Origin of the sequence: Pseudoalteromonas sp. US3C1004, assembly GCF_048401065.1 — a bacterium.
In the GTDB taxonomy this organism is placed as follows: Bacteria; Pseudomonadota; Gammaproteobacteria; order Enterobacterales; family Alteromonadaceae; genus Pseudoalteromonas; species Pseudoalteromonas undina.
Genome location: NZ_CP183073.1, coordinates 596,827 through 615,000 on the forward strand (window position 1 = coordinate 596,827; position 18,174 = coordinate 615,000).

The 18,174-nt window shown below is 40.0% G+C and carries 16 protein-coding genes; 12 read left to right on the top strand and 4 right to left on the bottom strand.

Translation table 11 applies throughout. From position 1 onward, the window contains the following. Positions 1 to 10: 10 nt before the first annotated feature. The 7 genes from ACNSN3_RS02760 to ACNSN3_RS02790 all read left to right on the top strand — a co-directional run bounded on the left by ACNSN3_RS02760 (position 11) and on the right by ACNSN3_RS02790 (position 7,452). Positions 11 to 664 (top strand): riboflavin synthase, encoded by a 654-nt coding sequence (locus ACNSN3_RS02760; protein ID WP_418608527.1) that lies wholly within the window; start codon positions 11 to 13, stop codon positions 662 to 664. A 28-nt stretch (positions 665 to 692) separates the two neighbouring features. After that, positions 693 to 1,805, top strand: a complete 1,113-nt coding sequence (ribBA, locus tag ACNSN3_RS02765) for a bifunctional 3,4-dihydroxy-2-butanone-4-phosphate synthase/GTP cyclohydrolase II (RefSeq protein ID WP_010390933.1) — start codon at positions 693 to 695, stop codon at positions 1,803 to 1,805. A 93-nt stretch (positions 1,806 to 1,898) separates the two neighbouring features. Continuing rightward, on the top strand, positions 1,899 to 2,363 hold the full coding sequence (gene ribE, locus ACNSN3_RS02770; RefSeq protein WP_008110216.1) for a 6,7-dimethyl-8-ribityllumazine synthase: 465 nt from the start codon (positions 1,899 to 1,901) through the stop codon (positions 2,361 to 2,363). Between the two features lie 15 nt (positions 2,364 to 2,378). Then, positions 2,379 to 2,789: a transcription antitermination factor NusB gene (gene nusB / locus ACNSN3_RS02775; protein WP_010390936.1), complete on the top strand. Its 411-nt coding sequence runs from the start codon at positions 2,379 to 2,381 to the stop codon at positions 2,787 to 2,789. Positions 2,790 to 2,877: 88 nt separating this feature from the next. Then, positions 2,878 to 3,852 (top strand): thiamine-phosphate kinase, encoded by a 975-nt coding sequence (gene thiL / locus ACNSN3_RS02780; RefSeq protein WP_418608528.1) that lies wholly within the window; start codon positions 2,878 to 2,880, stop codon positions 3,850 to 3,852. Beyond that, a complete protein-coding gene (locus tag ACNSN3_RS02785) occupies positions 3,849 to 4,334 on the top strand; it encodes a phosphatidylglycerophosphatase A (protein ID WP_418608529.1) in 486 nt (161 codons plus the stop codon). Before thiL ends, ACNSN3_RS02785 begins: the two co-directional genes overlap by 4 nt. A gap of 31 nt (positions 4,335 to 4,365) precedes the next feature. Then, a complete protein-coding gene (locus ACNSN3_RS02790) occupies positions 4,366 to 7,452 on the top strand; it encodes a diguanylate cyclase domain-containing protein (RefSeq protein WP_418608530.1) in 3,087 nt (1,028 codons plus the stop codon). Positions 7,453 to 7,514: 62 nt separating this feature from the next. Here the strand turns inward: ACNSN3_RS02790 and dxs are convergent, their stop codons facing one another. The 3 genes from dxs to xseB all read right to left on the bottom strand — a co-directional run bounded on the left by dxs (position 7,515) and on the right by xseB (position 10,624). After that, the gene (gene dxs / locus ACNSN3_RS02795; RefSeq protein ID WP_418608531.1) at positions 7,515 to 9,377 is read right to left on the bottom strand and encodes a 1-deoxy-D-xylulose-5-phosphate synthase; all 1,863 of its coding nucleotides are present in this window, start codon (positions 9,375 to 9,377) and stop codon (positions 7,515 to 7,517) included. Positions 9,378 to 9,491: 114 nt separating this feature from the next. Beyond that, positions 9,492 to 10,379 carry a (2E,6E)-farnesyl diphosphate synthase gene (ispA, locus tag ACNSN3_RS02800; protein ID WP_008110206.1) on the bottom strand — a complete coding sequence of 296 codons (888 nt, stop codon included), beginning with the start codon at positions 10,377 to 10,379 and terminating at the stop codon, positions 9,492 to 9,494. A gap of 2 nt (positions 10,380 to 10,381) precedes the next feature. Then, positions 10,382 to 10,624, bottom strand: coding sequence for an exodeoxyribonuclease VII small subunit (xseB, locus tag ACNSN3_RS02805; protein ID WP_010390946.1), 243 nt, complete (start codon positions 10,622 to 10,624; stop codon positions 10,382 to 10,384). A gap of 302 nt (positions 10,625 to 10,926) precedes the next feature. On the opposite strand from xseB, the gene pomA reads away from it, so the two are divergent. The 4 genes from pomA (at position 10,927) to ACNSN3_RS02825 (ending at position 15,268) form a co-directional block, all read left to right on the top strand. Then, entirely contained in the window at positions 10,927 to 11,694 is a 768-nt protein-coding gene (gene pomA, locus ACNSN3_RS02810; protein ID WP_010390948.1) for a flagellar motor protein PomA, read from the top strand. Positions 11,695 to 11,696: 2 nt separating this feature from the next. Beyond that, on the top strand, positions 11,697 to 12,617 hold the full coding sequence (locus ACNSN3_RS02815; protein ID WP_010390949.1) for a flagellar motor protein MotB: 921 nt from the start codon (positions 11,697 to 11,699) through the stop codon (positions 12,615 to 12,617). A 155-nt stretch (positions 12,618 to 12,772) separates the two neighbouring features. Then, positions 12,773 to 13,261, top strand: coding sequence for a hypothetical protein (locus ACNSN3_RS02820; RefSeq protein WP_075170367.1), 489 nt, complete (start codon positions 12,773 to 12,775; stop codon positions 13,259 to 13,261). 72 nt (positions 13,262 to 13,333) lie between these two features. Continuing rightward, positions 13,334 to 15,268: a DNA topoisomerase III gene (locus tag ACNSN3_RS02825; protein ID WP_418608532.1), complete on the top strand. Its 1,935-nt coding sequence runs from the start codon at positions 13,334 to 13,336 to the stop codon at positions 15,266 to 15,268. Positions 15,269 to 15,301: 33 nt separating this feature from the next. Here ACNSN3_RS02825 and ACNSN3_RS02830 read toward each other — a convergent pair whose 3' ends face one another. Then, complete coding sequence (locus ACNSN3_RS02830) at positions 15,302 to 16,612, bottom strand: M20 metallopeptidase family protein (protein ID WP_418608533.1); 1,311 nt, start codon at positions 16,610 to 16,612, stop codon at positions 15,302 to 15,304. 109 nt (positions 16,613 to 16,721) lie between these two features. Here ACNSN3_RS02830 and ACNSN3_RS02835 point away from each other — a divergent pair, with 109 nt between their 5' ends. Then, positions 16,722 to 17,579, top strand: coding sequence for a tetratricopeptide repeat protein (locus ACNSN3_RS02835; RefSeq protein ID WP_010390954.1), 858 nt, complete (start codon positions 16,722 to 16,724; stop codon positions 17,577 to 17,579). Positions 17,580 to 18,174: the final 595 nt, after the last annotated feature.

The window sequence follows — 18,174 nt, forward strand, 5'->3', positions numbered from 1 at the left end:
GAGTAGCACTATGTTTACTGGAATAGTTGAAGCGACAGGTAAAATTGCGTTATTACAAAAAAAACAAGGTGATTTAGCTATTCGTATCCAAAGTAAAAACCTTGATATGAGTGATGTTAAGTTAGGTGACAGTATTGCAACCAACGGTGTATGCCTCACTGTTGTTGATAAGCATATAGATGGCTTTAGTGCTGACTTATCAAATGAAACGATTAGCTTAACGGGGTTTGCACATTACGCTTTAGGGCAAACAGTTAACTTAGAAAAGGCGATGCAACCTGTATCGCGCCTCGGGGGGCATTTAGTGTCTGGTCATGTTGATGGTATTGCCACTATCACAGCAATAAATACCAGTGCACGAGCAACCGAATATTGGTTAGCCACCGACGAAAATTTAATGAAATACATTCCTTATAAAGGGTCTGTGTGTATTGATGGTGTTAGCTTAACGGTCAATGCAGTTGAAGGTAATAAATTTAAACTAACGATTGTGCCACACACCAAGGATCAAACGACCATAGCCGATTTTCAAGTCGGTACCAAAGTGAATCTAGAGGTCGACCAAATAGCACGTTATTTAGAGCGCCTTGTAAAGGGAGCTGAGCATCCTACTGGTTCAGATATTTCGATGAGCTTACTCGCTAAAGCGGGCTTTATAAAATAACGATATTGACAACTTATACGAGCAACTTATGAATTTAAACAGCGCACAAGAAATAATAGATGACATTAAAGCCGGTAAAATGGTTATTTTAATGGACGATGAAGACAGAGAAAATGAAGGCGATTTAATTATTGCTGCTGAGCACATAAGTGCAGAAGCAATTAACTTTATGGCGACTCATGGCCGTGGGTTAATTTGTTTAACCATGACTCAAGAGCGTTGCTCGCAACTTGATTTACCGCTGATGGTTAAAAATAACGGTGCAGCATTCTCGACTAACTTTACTATGTCTATTGAAGCATCAAAAGGGGTTACGACGGGGATTTCTGCAGCGGATCGTGCTCGCACTGTTCAAGCTGCCATTGCTAAAGGCGCAGTGCCAAGCGATATTGTACAGCCTGGGCATATTTTCCCTATTATGGCGCAACCTGGCGGCGTATTAACGCGCGCAGGGCACACTGAAGCTGGCTGTGATTTAGCGCGTTTAGCGGGGCTTGAGCCGTCATCAGTGATTGTAGAAATTCTAAATGAAGATGGCACCATGGCGCGCCGCCCTGATTTAGAAGTATTTGCTAAGCAACATGATATTAAAATTGGCACCATTGCTGATTTAATCGAATACCGTAACTTAAATGAAACCACTATTGAGCAAGTTGCAAAATGTAAATTGCCAACTGAGCATGGCGAATTTGACTTAGTAACTTACAAAGACACCATTGACGGGCAGCTGCACTATGCATTGCTTAAAGGTGAAATAAAACAACAAGAACCAACGTTAGTGCGAGTGCACTTACAAAGTACCTTTAACGATATTTTACTCTCTGATCGTAATGCTGATCGTAGTTGGGGATTATCGCAAGCAATGGCGTATATAGCTGAGCATAATGGTGCTTTAGTCATCTTAGGTAAGCAAGAAAGCACTGACGAATTAGAAGCGACTGTTAAAGCATTCGCTGCAGCTGATGCTGGCGAGAGTGTAACGCCACGCAAATTCCAAGGTACTTCACGTACCGTAGGTGTAGGCTCGCAAATTTTGGCTGATTTAGGTATCCAAAAAATGCGTTTGATGAGTTTACCGAAAAAATATCATGCATTATCAGGCTTCCATTTAGAAGTTGTTGATTACGTAGAGCCACAATAATTACACGCTAGGCTATTATTTTATTTATGTGGTATAATGCGCAGCAATTTTTGCGCAACCGAAATCGCTTAAACTTATTTTTAGGGTTATCAAATGAAAATTATTGAAGGTAATAAATACGCTCCAGGCAAAAAGTTTGCCATTGTCATTTCTCGTTTCAATGACTTTATTGGTAGTAGCTTGCTTGCAGGTGCTGTTGATGAGCTAAAACGTACTGGTGGAGTATCAGAAGATGATATTACCGTAATTTACGTACCAGGTGCGGTTGAATTACCTTTAGCAGCGAAACGCGTTGCAGCAAAAAAAGAATATGATGCAATTATCGCCTTAGGTGTAGTGATCAGAGGGGGCACGCCTCACTTTGATCTCGTCGCTGGCGAGTCAAATAAAGGGCTTGCACAAGTATCACTTGAGTATGATATCCCGGTTGCATTTGGCGTATTAACCACTGAAAGCATTGAGCAAGCAATTGAGCGCGCAGGTACCAAAATGGGTAACAAAGGCGGCGAAGCTGCTTTAGGTGCGCTTGAAATGGTTAATGTGTTAGATAAAATTTAAGTTTAAGGAATTTTTGTGAAACCAGCAGCAAGACGTAAAGCACGTATCTTAGCACTTCAAGCCGTGTATTCATGGCAATTAAGCGGCAATGCAATTGCCGATATCGAACAACAAATGTTGATCGAAAACGATGTGACTAAAATTGATGTTGAATATTTTAAAGATTTAGCGCGTGGAGTTGCAGTAAACCACAAGCAACTAGACGAAGCTGTATCGCCTCATTTAACTCGTCCATTTGATGAATTAGACGAAGTTGAACGTGCAATCTTACGTTTAAGCAGCTACGAGCTTAAATTTCGTGAAGACGTTCCTTACAAAGTGGCTATCAATGAAAGTATTGAATTAGCTAAAATGTTTGGCGCTGAAGATAGCCATAAATTTGTAAACGGTGTACTTGATAAAGCTGTAAAACAGTTACGCAAGTAATAACAACTTTAGCTGATTTTTATCATCAGATGAGTTGTTATAAATAACCGTTAAAAAGGAGAGCCGGCATAGGCCGGCTTTTTTGTGTATGAAGGAATTTGAATTAATTAATCGTTACTTTAAAGGTCGTGGCATTACTCGTCGCGATGTTAATTTAGGGATTGGAGATGACTGTGCGCTTGTCACAGTTCCAGCGAACTGTCAGCTTGCTGTAACCACAGATACCTTAGTTGCTGGGGTGCATTTTTTTCATGATATCTCCCCTCGCGCATTAGGGCATCGAGCTCTTGCTGTTAATTTAAGTGATTTAGCTGCCATGGGCGCAGAGCCTACTTGGGTGTCGGTTGCACTTACCTTACCTAGTATCGATCCACAATGGATTGCTGAGCTGACTGATGGCATGCATGAAATTGCTGAGTACTTTAACGTTCAGATCATTGGTGGTGATACCACTCAAGGTCCACTTAGTATTACTATTTGTGCAAAAGGTACAGTTCCTGAAGGCACAGCATTACGTAGAAGTGGTGCAAAAGTGGGTGATTGGATTTTTGTAACCGGTCCGCTTGGTGATGCTGGGTTGGCGATTGAATCGAAAAAACAAGGCTTATCGATTGCACCTGAACACTTAAAAGATATTAATAAACGTTTAAATTTCCCCACGCCACGTGTAGCTGCTGGGCAAGCGTTACGAGGCTTGGCATCGTCGGCCATTGATATTTCCGATGGGTTACTAGCCGACTTAGGGCATGTGCTAAATTTATCACAAGTTAGTGCCACCATTAATATTGAAAATGTCCCCACCTCAGATGCCATGCAAGCGAGTCTTGATTTTGAGCAGCGACTTCCTTTTGTTCTTAACTATGGCGATGATTACGAGTTACTGTATACAGTTGCTGATAGTAACAAGAGTATGCTAGATATTAAGCTGCGCCAATACGGTGTAGAGGCAAGCTGTATCGGGCAAATAAAAAGTGGTGACGGCAATATAGAGTTATTAAACCAAGGTGAGAAGTTTGCTTTTGAACATAAAGGTTTTGAGCACTTTTCCAAGGAGCAGGTTTGAATAAAAACCGATTATTTAATTTAAAACGCCCACATCAATTTTTTGGTTTGGGTTTTGGTACTGGGCTTGCACCAAAAGCACCTGGTACATTTGGCACATTGGCAGCATTACCGTTTATTTTTATTACCATGCATTTTCCGCTATGGTTACAAATTGTATTTGCAGTAGTCATAAGTATCTTTGGTATTTGGGCATGTGGAAAAACAGCCGATGACCTTCAAGTACATGATCATCCCGCAATTGTTTGGGACGAAGTTGCTGGTTACTATATTACTATGATTGGCGCAGTACTTAACTGGCAAACATTATTAGTGGGCTTTTTACTGTTTCGCTTTTTTGATATAGCAAAGCCAGGGCCGATTCGCATACTCGATAAACGTGCCCATGGTGGGTTTGGTATTATGGCCGATGATGTACTTGCAGGTATTTTTTCGCTTATTTGTTTGCAAGCATTGATAAAAGTAGGTTTACTACCCTTTTAATTTATTATTTGTTTAACTAGGTGGCAGCACTATGATGCGATTTTTATTGGTTTGTGTACTTATGCTATGTGCCATGCCAAGTACGGCTTCAATTACTGATTACGTAGTTAAACAATGGAATATCAAAGACGGCTTACCCTCACAATCCCTAAAAAGTGTAGTACAAGATAACCAAGGCTATATGTGGCTTGGCACTCAATTTGGATTAAGCCGTTTTGATGGCAATACCTTCACTAATTATAATACCCAAAATAGTTTATTTTTACCCAGCAATGGTATTAATAAATTATTGATCGATGGCGAAGGATTATTGTGGGTAGGCACTAAAAATGGCCTTGTGGTTATCGATCCTGAAAAGCTAACCGCACAAGAGTTTAATATTAAAGGCCCTGTAAGAGATATTCTTGAAGATTCTCAAGGCAGTATCTGGATAGCAGCTAATGGGCTCTATTATATAGACAGAGGTCAAATAGAACTGCGCGACCAACTAAATAACCCTAGTCCTATTGTAAACGCCACAGCTATCACCCAAATTGTGGGGTCGGTCAGTAAAATGGCGCTTTCACCTGAGGGAATTTGGCTGGTTAACGACCGTAATTTATTACGTTTAACGCAAAGCTCGTCTGACTTTTCTAAATTACGCTTAGAACTAACCGCTAAAGTGGCTTTACCCGATCGTTTAGCGCAAACCATTGTTCACGATCTATCGTTTTTAAATGGTAATTTGTACCTAGCTTCTGAGTTAGGGGCTTATTTTTTAGATTTAGATGACGAGCTACGTCCGTTTCCACTTCCCAATGCTAATAACTCAGCTGTGTATAAGTTTATGAGCGATGGTAATGGCGGCTTGTGGATATCAACCTATGGACGTTTATTATTTAGAGCTAAATCTAATGATTGGCAGTGGGTTGAACCCAGCCAATTAGATCAGAGTATTTGGTTTGCCGATATATTTAGAGATGATGAAAATAACATATGGCTAGCGAGTTTTAGTGAAGGGTTATGGCTTGCTCACGAAGGGCGAATAGAGCGCCATTCAGCCATTTCTAAAATGACCGAAGCGGTGATGGCGATTAGTAAATCACCAGATGGTAAATTATGGATTGCCAATAAAAGTGGCATTGGTTATTTTGATGCCGATAAAACCTTTATCAATGTTATCAATAGTGCCAAGTATGGAAATGCCTCGGTACATGACCTGCAATTTGATGGCGATCGCCTTTATGTTGCTACTGGCAGAGGCTTGTTTTTCTATGAGTCGAACACCTTATATAGTTTCCCTGCTCGTGCGTTGAGCGATAACCCTGTTTTTGCAATTAGCACTTCAACTAAAGGCGGCTTTTGGGTAGGCACCGGACGAGGGTTATATCGTCTAAATTATAATGGCTTAAACCCTTTTGCGTACAATGCGTTCTTAGGTAGTAAGTTTGTTACTTATGTTCTAGATAAACCAAATTTTGGCGTGATTGGTACCAGTAAAGGCGCGTATTACTTTACTGAACGCGGGATAGAAAAAATAGGTGACCAAACCACCTTAGAAAGTGCGTACGTTACTAGCATTTTACACATTAAAGGCGTAGGTATTTTAATTGGTTCGTTGAATGATGGTTTGTTTTATCGCAGTGGACAAGGGCAATGGCAGCAACTAGACGCCGCCAATGGACTGCCATATGGTTCTATATTCAGCTTAGAATACGATGACACCTCAAAGCGAATTTGGGTAAGCACCATGAAAGGGGTTTACCGTATGCCTGTTGAGCAATTTAAAGCCAACATCGAAAGCCTAAAAGTAGAAGAAGTGATCTCTTCATTTGACCGTCAGCTCGATGGTAAAGCCAGCCAATGCTGTAATGGTTTAGGCCATGATGCGGTGGTTGATATGGATAACTCTATTTGGTATCCCAGTTTGCAAGGCGTTGTAGAAATTCCTAAAGACGTAGAGTTATTTGGATTACGCTCACTTAAACCAACTATAGAAACCTTAACGACGCCATCACGAAAGCTCGCAGCAGCTGCTTTAGGCGAAAAACCAGTTCTTGAGACCGATGAGCGTGATGTGACACTTACCTATACCGCGATTGATTATTACGCTCCGGCAAGTATTGAGTTTAGATATAAACTCAATGGACTTGATAATGATTGGCGCTATGCAAATACCCGCAGAGAAGCAATTTATACAAATTTACCCGCTGGTATGTTTTTATTTGAATTAGAAACTAAACGCCAAGGTGAGGATTGGGGTAAAGCGCAATCAGCAGAATATGCGTTTATTGTTCCAGAGCGATTTGGTGAAACTATCTACTTTAGGTTACTGATCACCAGTGGTTTTGTGTTGCTGTTTTATTTAGTGTTTTGGGTCTTTAAAGTTCAAGAGCGACGCAAGCAACAAGTACTCGAAGGGCTTATTACTGAGCGAACCTTAGAGCTTCGCCAAGCAAATGATAAATTAAACCAAGTAAACTCTCAGCTTAAACTTGTTAGTCACTCTGATGAGCTAACAGGGCTGAGAAGTCGTCGTTTCTTGTTTGATCAATTACCAAAAGATATTGAGCATTTTCAACGTAACTCGCAGTCATTGCAGGCTCAGGGTAAATCTTTGGTGTTATTAATTATTAATTTAGATAACTTTAGTCGTATTAATGATGCCTATGGCCCTATTGCTGGAGATAGTTGTTTACAACAAGTGGCTGCATTACTTAACTCCCGCACTCAAGGCTCTGATTATGTTGCCCGTTGGAGTGGTGATGAGTTTTTACTGTTATTACGTGATTTTAAGTGTAATTTGATCGACAGTTATGTATCTGAATTATGCCAAGCTATTGCCGATTACTCGTTTCAGTTACCTAACGGTGAAACAACTAATATAACAGCGTCAGTGGGTTGGTCTTTCTATCCGCTACCCCTGTTAGGTGGGCAAGTTATTAGCTGGGAAACATCGATTAATTTAGCTGACATCGCTTTACATCAAGTTAAAAAACGCGGCGGCGATGGCGTCGCTAATATTACTTTTGACGAGCAATTAGACGCATTTGAGTTTGAGCAAAACCCCAATGTTGAACAGCAAATTGGTTTGTTACAAAGTAATGGCTTAGCCGATATTAAGGTATGGATGCGCTAGAGATTATAAGTGAGCAATAAAAAAGGAGCCAAAGGCTCCTTTTTTATTAAACACTATAAGTATTAGCTCATAAATTCTTTAATTGAAGTTAATATACCTTGTCCACCTAACCCCATTTCATCATGCATTTGCTGTTGTGTACCGTGTTTAATAAACTCATCCGGTATACCTAAGTTAAGTATTTTTACAGCCGCTTTTTGGGTGGCTAAATACTCATTAACCGCCGAACCTGCACCACCAGAAATTGCATTATCTTCAAGTGTTACAATGATATCGTGGTTAGCGACAAGTTCATCAATTAAACCAGTATCAAGTGGTTTGATAAATCGCATATTAACTAAAGTGGCATTGAGATCATCTGAGGCTAATTGGGCGTTTTCAAGCAAGGTACCAAATGACAATATAGCTACTTTAGCACCTTGTTTAATTACGTTAGCTTTACCAATTTCGAGCTGTTGCATAGCGCTTTGAATGTCTGCTGTGCCCGCACTGCCACGCGGGTAACGCACAGCTACTGGGCAATTGGCTTGATAGCCAGTGTATAGCATTTGACGGCATTCGTTAGTATCGCTAGGTGCCATAATAACCATGTTAGGAATACAGCGCATAAAGCTTAGGTCATAGGCGCCTTGGTGAGTTTCACCATCGGCTCCGACAATACCTGCGCGGTCAATAGCAAATAATACCGGTAGGTTTTGCAATGCAACGTCGTGAATTAGTTGATCATACGCACGTTGTAAAAAGCTAGAGTAGATAGCCACAACGGGTTTTAACCCTTCACAGGCAAAACCTGCAGCAAGGGTTACAGCGTGCTGCTCAGCAATTGCCACATCAAAATATTGTTCAGGGTGTTCTTTAGAAAAACGCACCATCCCCGAACCTTCTCGCATCGCAGGGGTAATTGCCATCAATTTGCTGTCTTGCTCTGCCATATCGCAAAGCCAATCACCAAATACATTTGAGAAAGTAGCCGCACTTGGCTTAGATTTTGGTAAACTTGAAGTTGCAGGATCAAATTTTGGTACGCCATGATAACCAATCGGATCGGCTTCTGCGGGCTTGTAACCTTTGCCTTTTTGGGTTTTTATATGTAAAAGTTGTGGGCCTTTTAAGTTACGCATGTTACGCAGCGTATCAACCAGCATGTTCACATCATGGCCATCAATTGGACCAATGTAATTTAGGCCTAATTCTTCAAAAAAAGTACCCGGGATCATCATCCCTTTAATGTGTTCTTCCATACGGCTGGCAAGTTCTTTTACCGGCGGTACACCAGAAAGAAGCTTTTTACTGCCTTCGCGGATGTTGGTATAAAAGCTACCTGATAAAATACGCGCAAAATGATTGGTTAACGCGCCGACGTTTTCAGAAATCGACATTTCGTTATCGTTCAAAATAATCAACATATCTGATTTAACATCACCTAAGTGATTCATCGCCTCAAAGGCCATACCTGCGGTAATTGCGCCATCGCCTATCACCGCCACGGTTTTACGACCTTTGCCTTCTTTTTGCGCAGCAATAGACATACCCAGCGCCGCTGAAATAGAGGTGCTTGAATGGCCAACACTAAACGTATCGTATTCACTTTCGTCTCTAAATGGAAATGGGTGCAATCCATCTTTTTGGCGAATGGTGTGCATTTGGTCACGACGTCCCGTTAGTATTTTATGTGGGTAGGCTTGATGACCTACATCCCAAACTAAACGGTCGTCGGGAGTGTTGTACACATAATGTAATGCAACGGTAAGTTCTACGGTACCTAAACCAGACGCTAAATGGCCGCTACTTTGCGATACTGAATTGAGTAAGTAATCACGCAATTCATGGCTAAATGCAGGAAGCTTATCTTGTGCTAAGTCTCGCAAGTGGGCTGGTTCGTTCACCAAATTAAGTAATGGATACTTGCTGCTATCAAGTGTCATGGTTTTTTATATATCCTTCGCTAATATTAACTTCCCTCAAAAAAGCTAAGTTTAAGAGGTGGCTTAATATTTAGTAATAATTTTGTTCTAAGATTTAATACGTTTTAGCCATGTTTAATGGTCACGTTCAATTAAATAGTTTGCCAATGCCGCTAAGCTGGTCGTGTCTGCGTCAATATTGGCTAACGCCTCATGGGCTTGTTGTATCAAATTTAGTGCTTTTTGCTTAGCACCTAGCATACCTAATAAAGCCGGGTATGTCGCTTTATTCGCAGCAATATCTGACCCTTGAGGCTTACCTAAAGTCAGTGTGTCGCCCTCAACATCTAAAATATCGTCATGAACCTGAAAGGCCAGCCCGATAGCATACCCAAAAGTAGATAAGTTATCTAAAGTGTGTTGGCTAATATTAGGGGCACAAAGTGCGCCCAAAGTAATCGCACAATTTATTAATGCGCCTGTTTTAAGTTTATGAATACGTTCTAATTCATCAACCGTAATAACTTTATCTGTTGCTGCAATATCGCGGCCTTGCCCGGCAACCATTCCTTGCAAGCCTGAAGCATGTGCTAATTCAGCAATCATTTTTAACTGAGCTTCTGTTGAGCATTTAAATGTGTGCTTAGCAATAAGCTCAAACGCTAAGGTTTGCAGTGCGTCACCTGCTAAAATAGCTTGTGCTTCACCATAGACAATATGACATGTAGGACGGCCACGACGTAAATCATCGTCATCCATAGCGGGTAAATCGTCATGCACTAATGAATAACTATGAATGCATTCTATCGCTGCTGCCAGCACATCTAAATCACGTTTTTCAGCACCGAGCATTTTGCCTGTGGTATAAACCAAAAAAGGGCGTAATCTTTTCCCGCCATTCATTAGACTATAATGTGTGGCTTCTTTTATGGTGTTGTCGCTTTCAAGAGGTTGTTCGAAATAAAGGTTGAGTGTATTGGCTACATCATCTTGAGCGAGCTTTATTTGTTCTTTTATGCTCACAATTATTCCAAATCGTTATCAAATTGAGTAAGCGGTGCTTTTTCGTCATTACCCATTAATATCGACACCTTTTGCTCGGCTTGTTGAAGTTTACCGGAAGACGCACTGGCTAATGCAATGCCGCGCTCAAATTGCTTTAAAGACTGTTCAAGCGATAAATCACCTTGTTCCATTTCACTGACAATTGTTGTTAATTCTTCTAGTGCTTGTTCGAAACTTAAATTTTCAGGTTTTTTAGTCGCCATCTTTATTTTCAACTTACATAATAAATTTAGACGCCAATTTTAGGGGGAATGCTAAACTAGGTCAAAGAATGTTATGTTTTTTTGATAGATAAATTCTGTTAATTGGGTTTTACTGCGCTTCAGCGTTATTTTTTAAATTATAAATTCTGATTAGTTAGATTGATTCCCTATGTTGATCTAAAATAGGACTAATCGTAATTTTATCGTTTATCATAAAAATCACTTAAGTATTTCAGTATCTTGCCGATATACATTTAATAACAACGCTTGCGAAGAAAAAATATAAAACCTTTGGAGGGAATGTGGATTTAGCAACCATTATTGGGATCCTTGGCGCAATTGGCTTAATTGTCATGTCCATGTTTATGAGTAGTAGCGGTGAAGTCGGTATGTTTTACAATACCCCTTCAGTGGTTATTGTATTTGGTGGCTCCCTTTTTATCGTTTTATCCAATTTTACTATGTCGCAATTTTTAGGCATTGGTAAGGTTTGTGCTAAAGCGTTTATGTTTAAAATTGAACCCCCTGAAGCGTTAATTGAAAAGGCGGTTGAGCTAGCAGATTCTGCCCGAAAAGGCGGGTTTCTAGCATTAGAAGAGGCTGAGATTCCAAATCCATTTATGCGCAAAGGCGTTGATATGCTCGTGGATGGGCATGATGCGGATGTGGTGCGTGCAACATTACAAAAAGATATTTCCCTGACGACAACTCGTCATGAAATGGGCGCAAGCTTATTTAAGTCGCTAGGTGATATTGCTCCCGCAATGGGGATGATTGGTACATTAATCGGCTTGGTGGCTATGTTATCAAATATGGATGATCCAAAAGCAATCGGCCCAGCCATGGCGGTAGCCTTGTTAACAACGTTGTATGGGGCATTTTTGGCGAATGTTGTCGCCATTCCTATTCAGGTCAAACTTGAATTGCGTAAAGATGAAGAAGCAATGAACCAGCGACTTATTTTGGATGCAGTATTAGGCATCCAAGATGGCCAAAACCCTAAAGTAATTGAGGGGATCTTGAAAAATTATTTGGCTGAGTCTAAACGCGCGGTAAACACTGAGGAATAGTTATGTCTGATGAAGAGTGTAAATGCCCACCCCCAGGGTTACCTGCATGGATGGGGACATTTGCCGATTTAATGTCGCTATTAATGTGCTTTTTTGTACTCTTACTCGCGTTTTCTGAAATGGATGTGCTTAAATTTAAGCAAATTGCAGGCTCTATGAAGTTTGCTTTTGGTGTACAAAATAAAATTGAAGTTAAAGATATTCCAAAAGGCACCTCAGTTATTGCGATGGAGTTTACTCCAGGTAAACCTGAGCCAACCCCCATTGAAACTATTCAGCAACAAACAGTTGAAATGACTCAGCAAATGCTAGAGTTTCAGGCGGGCGATGAAAGTTCAGCCGGCGGACGGCAAGAACAACGAGGCGAAAAACGAGGTGGTGAGTCTAGCAGCACCTCTGAGGAAGTTGCTTCAGCGCCTTCAGTTTCTGCTGCCGATCAAGAGCAAATAAATGACTTAGTTAAAAAAATTGCACAACAGCTTGAAAAGCAAATTATTGATGGAGCTATTGAGCTTGAGTCATTAGGTCAGCAAATCATTATTCGTATTAGAGAAAATGGTTCGTTTCCATCGGGCAGTGCGTTTTTACAACCACAATTTAAACCTATCATTCAGGATATTGGCCGGTTATTAAAAGATGTGCCAGGTGAAATCACCGTCTCCGGTCACACTGATGACTTTCAAGTTTCTAATGAACTTTATATTAATAACTGGGATTTATCCTCTAAACGAGCTGTTGCGGTAGCAAGTGAACTGCAAAAAGTTGCGGGTTTTGATAAGACCCGAATGATGGTCGTTGGGCGTGCAGAAACCAGACCTTTAGTGCCGAATGATTCCCGAGAAGATCGAAGACGTAACCGCCGGGTAGAAATATCAATTTTACAAGGCAAGGCGAAAGAATCAGATCCTATTGATATTAGATAGAATTTATTGGTTTTGTCCCCTTTTTTAGCATAGAATGCATTTCTCTTAACAGATGTAATTAAAAGTGGAGTGAGTATGTTAAATAAATTTTGTAGTATGCCTGGTAATGGCGATGGTACAGACGAAGATAAAAAAGTTAAGTAAGGTTTTTTAGTTTGCCTGAATGGTTTTTGTACTTCGTCAGTATATTAAGTAAAAGCTGGGTTCTTATTCTGAGCCCAGCTATTTTGTTGTTTTTTATCCTTAAGGATTATTTAGCCTTAAGGTTTGCTGCTATTACCGCTGCTTTTTTCTTATTTGGTACTATAACTTACTCAAGTTTAATGGCGTTTGATGATGGTATTTATGTATACCGTTATCTTGTATGGGCATTAACAGATATTACTTGGATGGCACTGATTGCTTATTTGGGCCTGAAAGATAAAGTGCATTTGTGGCAATGTGTACTTGGCCAACTTGTGGTTATTGCTGCCCCTATTCTGCAATTATTTCGTTTAGTAGATCGCCATCTTTGGGATTTATCGTATAGTACTGTTATGTATCAAACGTTTATGCCCTTAATAAATATCGCTACTGTTGTTATATGTTATCTACCGCTTTTATATATTTTTGTTAATAAGCGAAATAAAGCTTTAAGCTTATAACGACAAAAATACCCCTCGTTTTAAAATGATATGCTAGACTACTGTTTATATGAACAGTGTTAGAGCTTGGTTATGAAACTTTATATTGCTGAAAAACCCTCTTTGGGTCGCGCTATTGCAGACGCACTTCCTAAACCGCATAAAAAGCATGATGGCTATATTGAAGTGGCAAATGGTGATTGCGTATCTTGGTGCATAGGTCATTTGCTCGAGCAAGCAGAACCCGATGACTATGATGAGCGTTTTAAAAAGTGGCAGTTTGAACATTTACCTATTGTGCCTGAGCATTGGCAACTTAAAGCAAAGCCTAAAACTCGTAAACAACTCACTATTTTAAAAAAGCTAATCAAACAAGCAACAATACTTGTACATGCTGGCGATCCTGACCGTGAAGGCCAGTTATTAGTTGATGAAGTTATAGAACAAGCAAAAATCAGCCAAGCAAAAAAACAAAATATTCAGCGTTTATTGATCAGTGACTTAAACTTAACGGCAGTTAAAAAGTCACTAAATAGTATGCGTGCTAACCGTGACTTTATTCCTTTGAGTGTTTCTGCTCTTGCGCGGTCTCGTGCTGATTGGTTGTTTGGCATGAACTTGACGCGTGCATACACATTAGCGGGGCAAAAAGCGGGATTTGGTAATGTATTGTCGGTTGGGCGAGTGCAAACACCCATTTTGGGCCTAGTAGTTAATCGCGATAACGAGATAGCAAATTTTGTATCAAAACCATTTTATGAAGTACTTGCTCACCTTGATACACCTAAGGAGCAATCATTTACTGCTAAGTGGATACCAAGTAAAGCGTGTGAGCCTTATCAAGATGATGAGGGCAGAGTGCTTAACAAAGCTTTAGCTGAAAATGTAACTTCACGTATCGCTAGTCAACCAGCAAGCGTAACTGCTCTTGAGCAAAAGCAAAAAAAACAAACCGCGCCGCTTCCCTATAATTTGTCTGCTTTACAAATAGATGCCGCTAAAGCGTTCGGAATGCCAGCGCAAAAAGTGCTCGATACTTGCCAGGTTTTATATGAACGTCATAAGTTAATTACTTACCCACGCTCAGATAATCGTTATTTACCAAAAGATCATCACCAAGATGCAGCTGCGATACTAAAAGCGATTGCAGTAAATGGAGGCCAAAAAGCAGAATTTGTTAATGGAGCAGATGCAAAAAAACGAAGTAAATGTTTTAACGATTCAAAAGTAGCAGCTCACCACGCGATTGTACCAACAGCTAAACAGTTAAAAACTGTGAGTTTAGCAAGTGATGAAGAAAAAATTTATCAGTTAATAAGTCGACACTATTTAATTCAGTTTTATCCCGATTACATTTACAACGAAACCAAGGTAGAGGTAACTATAGCGGGTGGTTTATTCAAAGCTAATGCAAAACAAGATGTAAGCTTGGGTTTTAAATTGCTTATGGGTAAGCCTGAACTTAAAGAAGAAGCAACATTGCCTTATTTGGAAAAAGGCATGGTACTTACCTGTACTAAAGGTGAGGTGGTGCAAAAGCATACAACTCCTCCTGCTCATTTTACCGATGCAACCTTACTTGCTGCTATGACGGGAATTAGCCGTTATGTAAAAGACTCGCAAATCAAAAAAATATTAAAAGAAACAGATGGCCTTGGTACTGAAGCTACTCGCGCAGGTATCATTGAACTATTATTTAAACGTCGCTTTTTAAAACGTGAAGGAAAAGCAATTAAAGCAACTGAAACAGGTCTGGCACTAATCAGTGTATTACCTGAGGGGTTATCAAGCCCCGATTTAACTGCAAAATGGGAGTCGAGTTTAGGAGATATCGCTCAGCAAGCAATGAGTTATCAGCAATTTATACAGCCTTTGCTAGCTGATTTAACTAATTTTGTAAGCCAAGCAACTAACTGCGATAGTAATGTATTTGCACATTTGCCAAAAACATCGCCTAAGAAGCGTTTTGCTAAACGTACAAAGAAAGCGCCGTATAAAAAGTCGAGTTACAAAAAAGCCCTGCGGTAAATTAAACTCAGGGCTTGAAAATAACCTTGAAGATTATTGATTGAATAATGCCGCAGCGGCATTACTCATTGCAGTTATTCCTGTTGGAAGCGCTACTTTATAATCGGGAGCAAATTTACTTGAATGTAATGAAGGTAGTGTTTCGTTATTTTTCATTGCATTTGTATATTGCTGTTGGTTAACTCCGCCTAACCAAAATAAAGTAATGGGGATGTTTTCATCTGTTCTACCATATAGTCCAAAGTCTTCACCAGCCATAACAGCTTTAGTTGCAAGTACATTTTTTACACCAATTGCATCAGCAATGGCACTCCTAACTATATTTGTTTGCTCCGGATTATTGTAAGTAGATGGAATCGATTCACTTTCATGAACATACACTTCTGGGTAGAGCGCTTCTTCTAAGCCAGCACTGTGTGCAATACCTGCAGTAATACGTTTAATCGCAGCAATTTGCGCATTTCTAACTTCCGGGTTATAGCTACGCAGAGTAAGTTGTAGCTTTACTTCATCAGAAATTACATTGTGTTTTGAGCCGCCATGGATAGATCCAACAGTGATCACTGATGGTTCAAGAGGAGATAACTCCCGACTCGTAATTGTTTGTAATGCTAAAATGGTGCGAGCAGCAATAATAACAGGATCAACAGTCGTATGAGGATAGGCTCCATGGCCTCCTTTGCCTTTTATTGAAATATCAACTGAGTCGACGCTTGCCATAGTGTACTCATTTTTCAGAGCAACTTTTCCTGCAGGTACACTAGCACTAACATGCAAAGCAATAATATGATCGGGTTTTGCGTATTTGCTAAATAACCCCTCACTAAGCATTGCTTTTGCACCACCCCCAACTTCTTCAGCCGGTTGCGCAACCATCATTAAAGTACCTTGCCACGACTGTTTATTTTTAATTAGTTGTTGCGCGGTGCCTATAAATGAACTCATATGAATATCATGACCACAACCATGCATAACACCGACCTTGCTACCTTGTTCATTTACTGTGGTAACAGTTGATGCGTATGCTTTTCCTGTTTGTTCTGTGATTGGTAAGCCATCAGTATCAGTTCGAATCATAACGGTGGGGCCTTGGCCATTTCTATATATACCTACAACGCCATAACCGCCAACGCTACTGGTTACATCAAACCCAAGCTTTTGAAGCTGCGAAGCCATTTTTTTACCTGTTTGCTGCTCATGATAAGACAGTTCAGGTGACTGGTGTAAATCTAGATAAAGCTTTTCTATTGCTGGCATACTTTTATTAAGATCCAACTTGAGTGTTTGCGCACTTAATAATGGGCTAACTAATAAACACAGTGCACTCGCATATACTAATTTCATATTTCCCTCGCTACCTTATAATGTATTTAAATGATTTAAATATATGGCTTGTAATTATTATCTTCATCACCATATAAAAACCTAAATAGATGAACATGGCAATAACTCAATGAGCAATAAAGTTAATCTTAACGCACAAAACCTTCAGCAAGTATTAGGTGAAACATCACAACAAAAGTTAGTACTACTTAACTTTTTTTCGCCACAAAGCCCAGAATGTATTAGCCAAGCAGCTATTTTAGATAAGCTAGCCGCCGAATATAATAACTATATAGTTGTTGCAAACTTAGATTGTGATGCAGAGCAAGCTTTGGCCTCGCAACTTGCCCAGCAAGTCGGTTTACAAACTTTGCCTACCTTAGTGTTATTAAAAGACTCAGCTCCAGTTGATGTATTAGCGGGTGCACAAACAGAAAGCCAAGTACGTGATGCCCTATCTAAACACTTACCTGCACAACAAGACCTTTTATTAGAGCAAGCCAAGCAAGCACTGGTTAATAGTGATTTAAATGCCGCGTTTAATTATGCTAAGCAAGCGTATGAATTAGATAGTAGTAATGCGAGAATTAAATTAGTGCTTGCAGATATATGTATACAGATTCACAAACTCGATGAAGCCGCAGCATTAATAGAAACAATAGACGCACAAGATCAAGATGCATACTTTAATAACATTAAAGCTAAATGTGAGGCTGCACTAGAGGCAACTGATTCACCTGAAATAAAAGCATTGCAAGAAAGGGTAGCCAAGCATCCTAATGAGCTTGAATTACAAATGGAGCTAAGTAACCTACTCAATGAAGCAGGAAGGAAAGAAGAAGCATTAGAAGCACTCTTTACTATTCTTAAGAAAGATCTGAATTTTGATGAGGCTAAGCCAAACTTCTTGGCTGTTATTGCGTCTTTACCAGATGGCGATGCGCTAGCTGCTAAATATCGTCGCAAGCTTTATAGCATTTTGTACTAACGATTAAGATAAACTCTCTATAAAAAGCACCTATGTTAAGGTGCTTTTTTGTTTCTGCGTTAGGATAGTAGGGTAAAAGCAAGGTTATCCACAGGGTTTTGTGGGTATCTTGTGTGTCTGGGTGGGGTATCTTTGGGGTAAAAATTAAATGCAAAAAAGCGTTTAAAAACGCTTGCGTTAAAATCGATTCGCCCTATAATGCGACCCCACTGAGACGGCAGAGCGCAACGCATAGCGAGGCACGAGCTACTCAGTGAGTCGAGTAAAACTTAGTTTCGAAAACTTTCAAGTTTAGCGAAATTAAGTGTTGACAAAAAAATAGGAAAGCGTAATATGCGCAGCCCTAGCGAGATAAAGTTTAACGCTTTAATCGCAACGTTCTTTAACAATATAAAGCAATCATCTGTGTGGGCACTCGTACAGATTGAGTTCTAACAGCCAAGCTACTTAGGTAGTGAGGCAAACAAATTTAGAGTCTCAATTGAAACTGAGTGACCAACAGCAATAACTTACTTAGGTTTTACTTAAGGAAAGAATTGCAGCACAGTCAATTCAATATCGAAAGATATTAAATAAATTCAGAATTCATTGAGCT

Bases quoted from the DNA above. Each gene is read 5' to 3' on its own strand.
- ACNSN3_RS02760 (WP_418608527.1), top strand. From the start codon at position 11: ATGTTTACTGGAATAGTTGAAGCGACAGGTAAAATTGCGTTATTACAA.
- ribBA (WP_010390933.1), top strand. From the start codon at position 693: ATGAATTTAAACAGCGCACAAGAAATAATAGATGACATTAAAGCCGGT.
- ribE (WP_008110216.1), top strand. From the start codon at position 1,899: ATGAAAATTATTGAAGGTAATAAATACGCTCCAGGCAAAAAGTTTGCC.
- thiL (WP_418608528.1), top strand. From the start codon at position 2,878: ATGAAGGAATTTGAATTAATTAATCGTTACTTTAAAGGTCGTGGCATT.
- ACNSN3_RS02790 (WP_418608530.1), top strand. From the start codon at position 4,366: ATGATGCGATTTTTATTGGTTTGTGTACTTATGCTATGTGCCATGCCA.
- dxs (WP_418608531.1), bottom strand. From the start codon at position 9,377: ATGACACTTGATAGCAGCAAGTATCCATTACTTAATTTGGTGAACGAA.
- xseB (WP_010390946.1), bottom strand. From the start codon at position 10,624: ATGGCGACTAAAAAACCTGAAAATTTAAGTTTCGAACAAGCACTAGAA.
- ACNSN3_RS02815 (WP_010390949.1), top strand. From the start codon at position 11,697: ATGTCTGATGAAGAGTGTAAATGCCCACCCCCAGGGTTACCTGCATGG.
- ACNSN3_RS02825 (WP_418608532.1), top strand. From the start codon at position 13,334: ATGAAACTTTATATTGCTGAAAAACCCTCTTTGGGTCGCGCTATTGCA.
- ACNSN3_RS02830 (WP_418608533.1), bottom strand. From the start codon at position 16,612: ATGAAATTAGTATATGCGAGTGCACTGTGTTTATTAGTTAGCCCATTA.
- ACNSN3_RS02835 (WP_010390954.1), top strand. From the start codon at position 16,722: ATGAGCAATAAAGTTAATCTTAACGCACAAAACCTTCAGCAAGTATTA.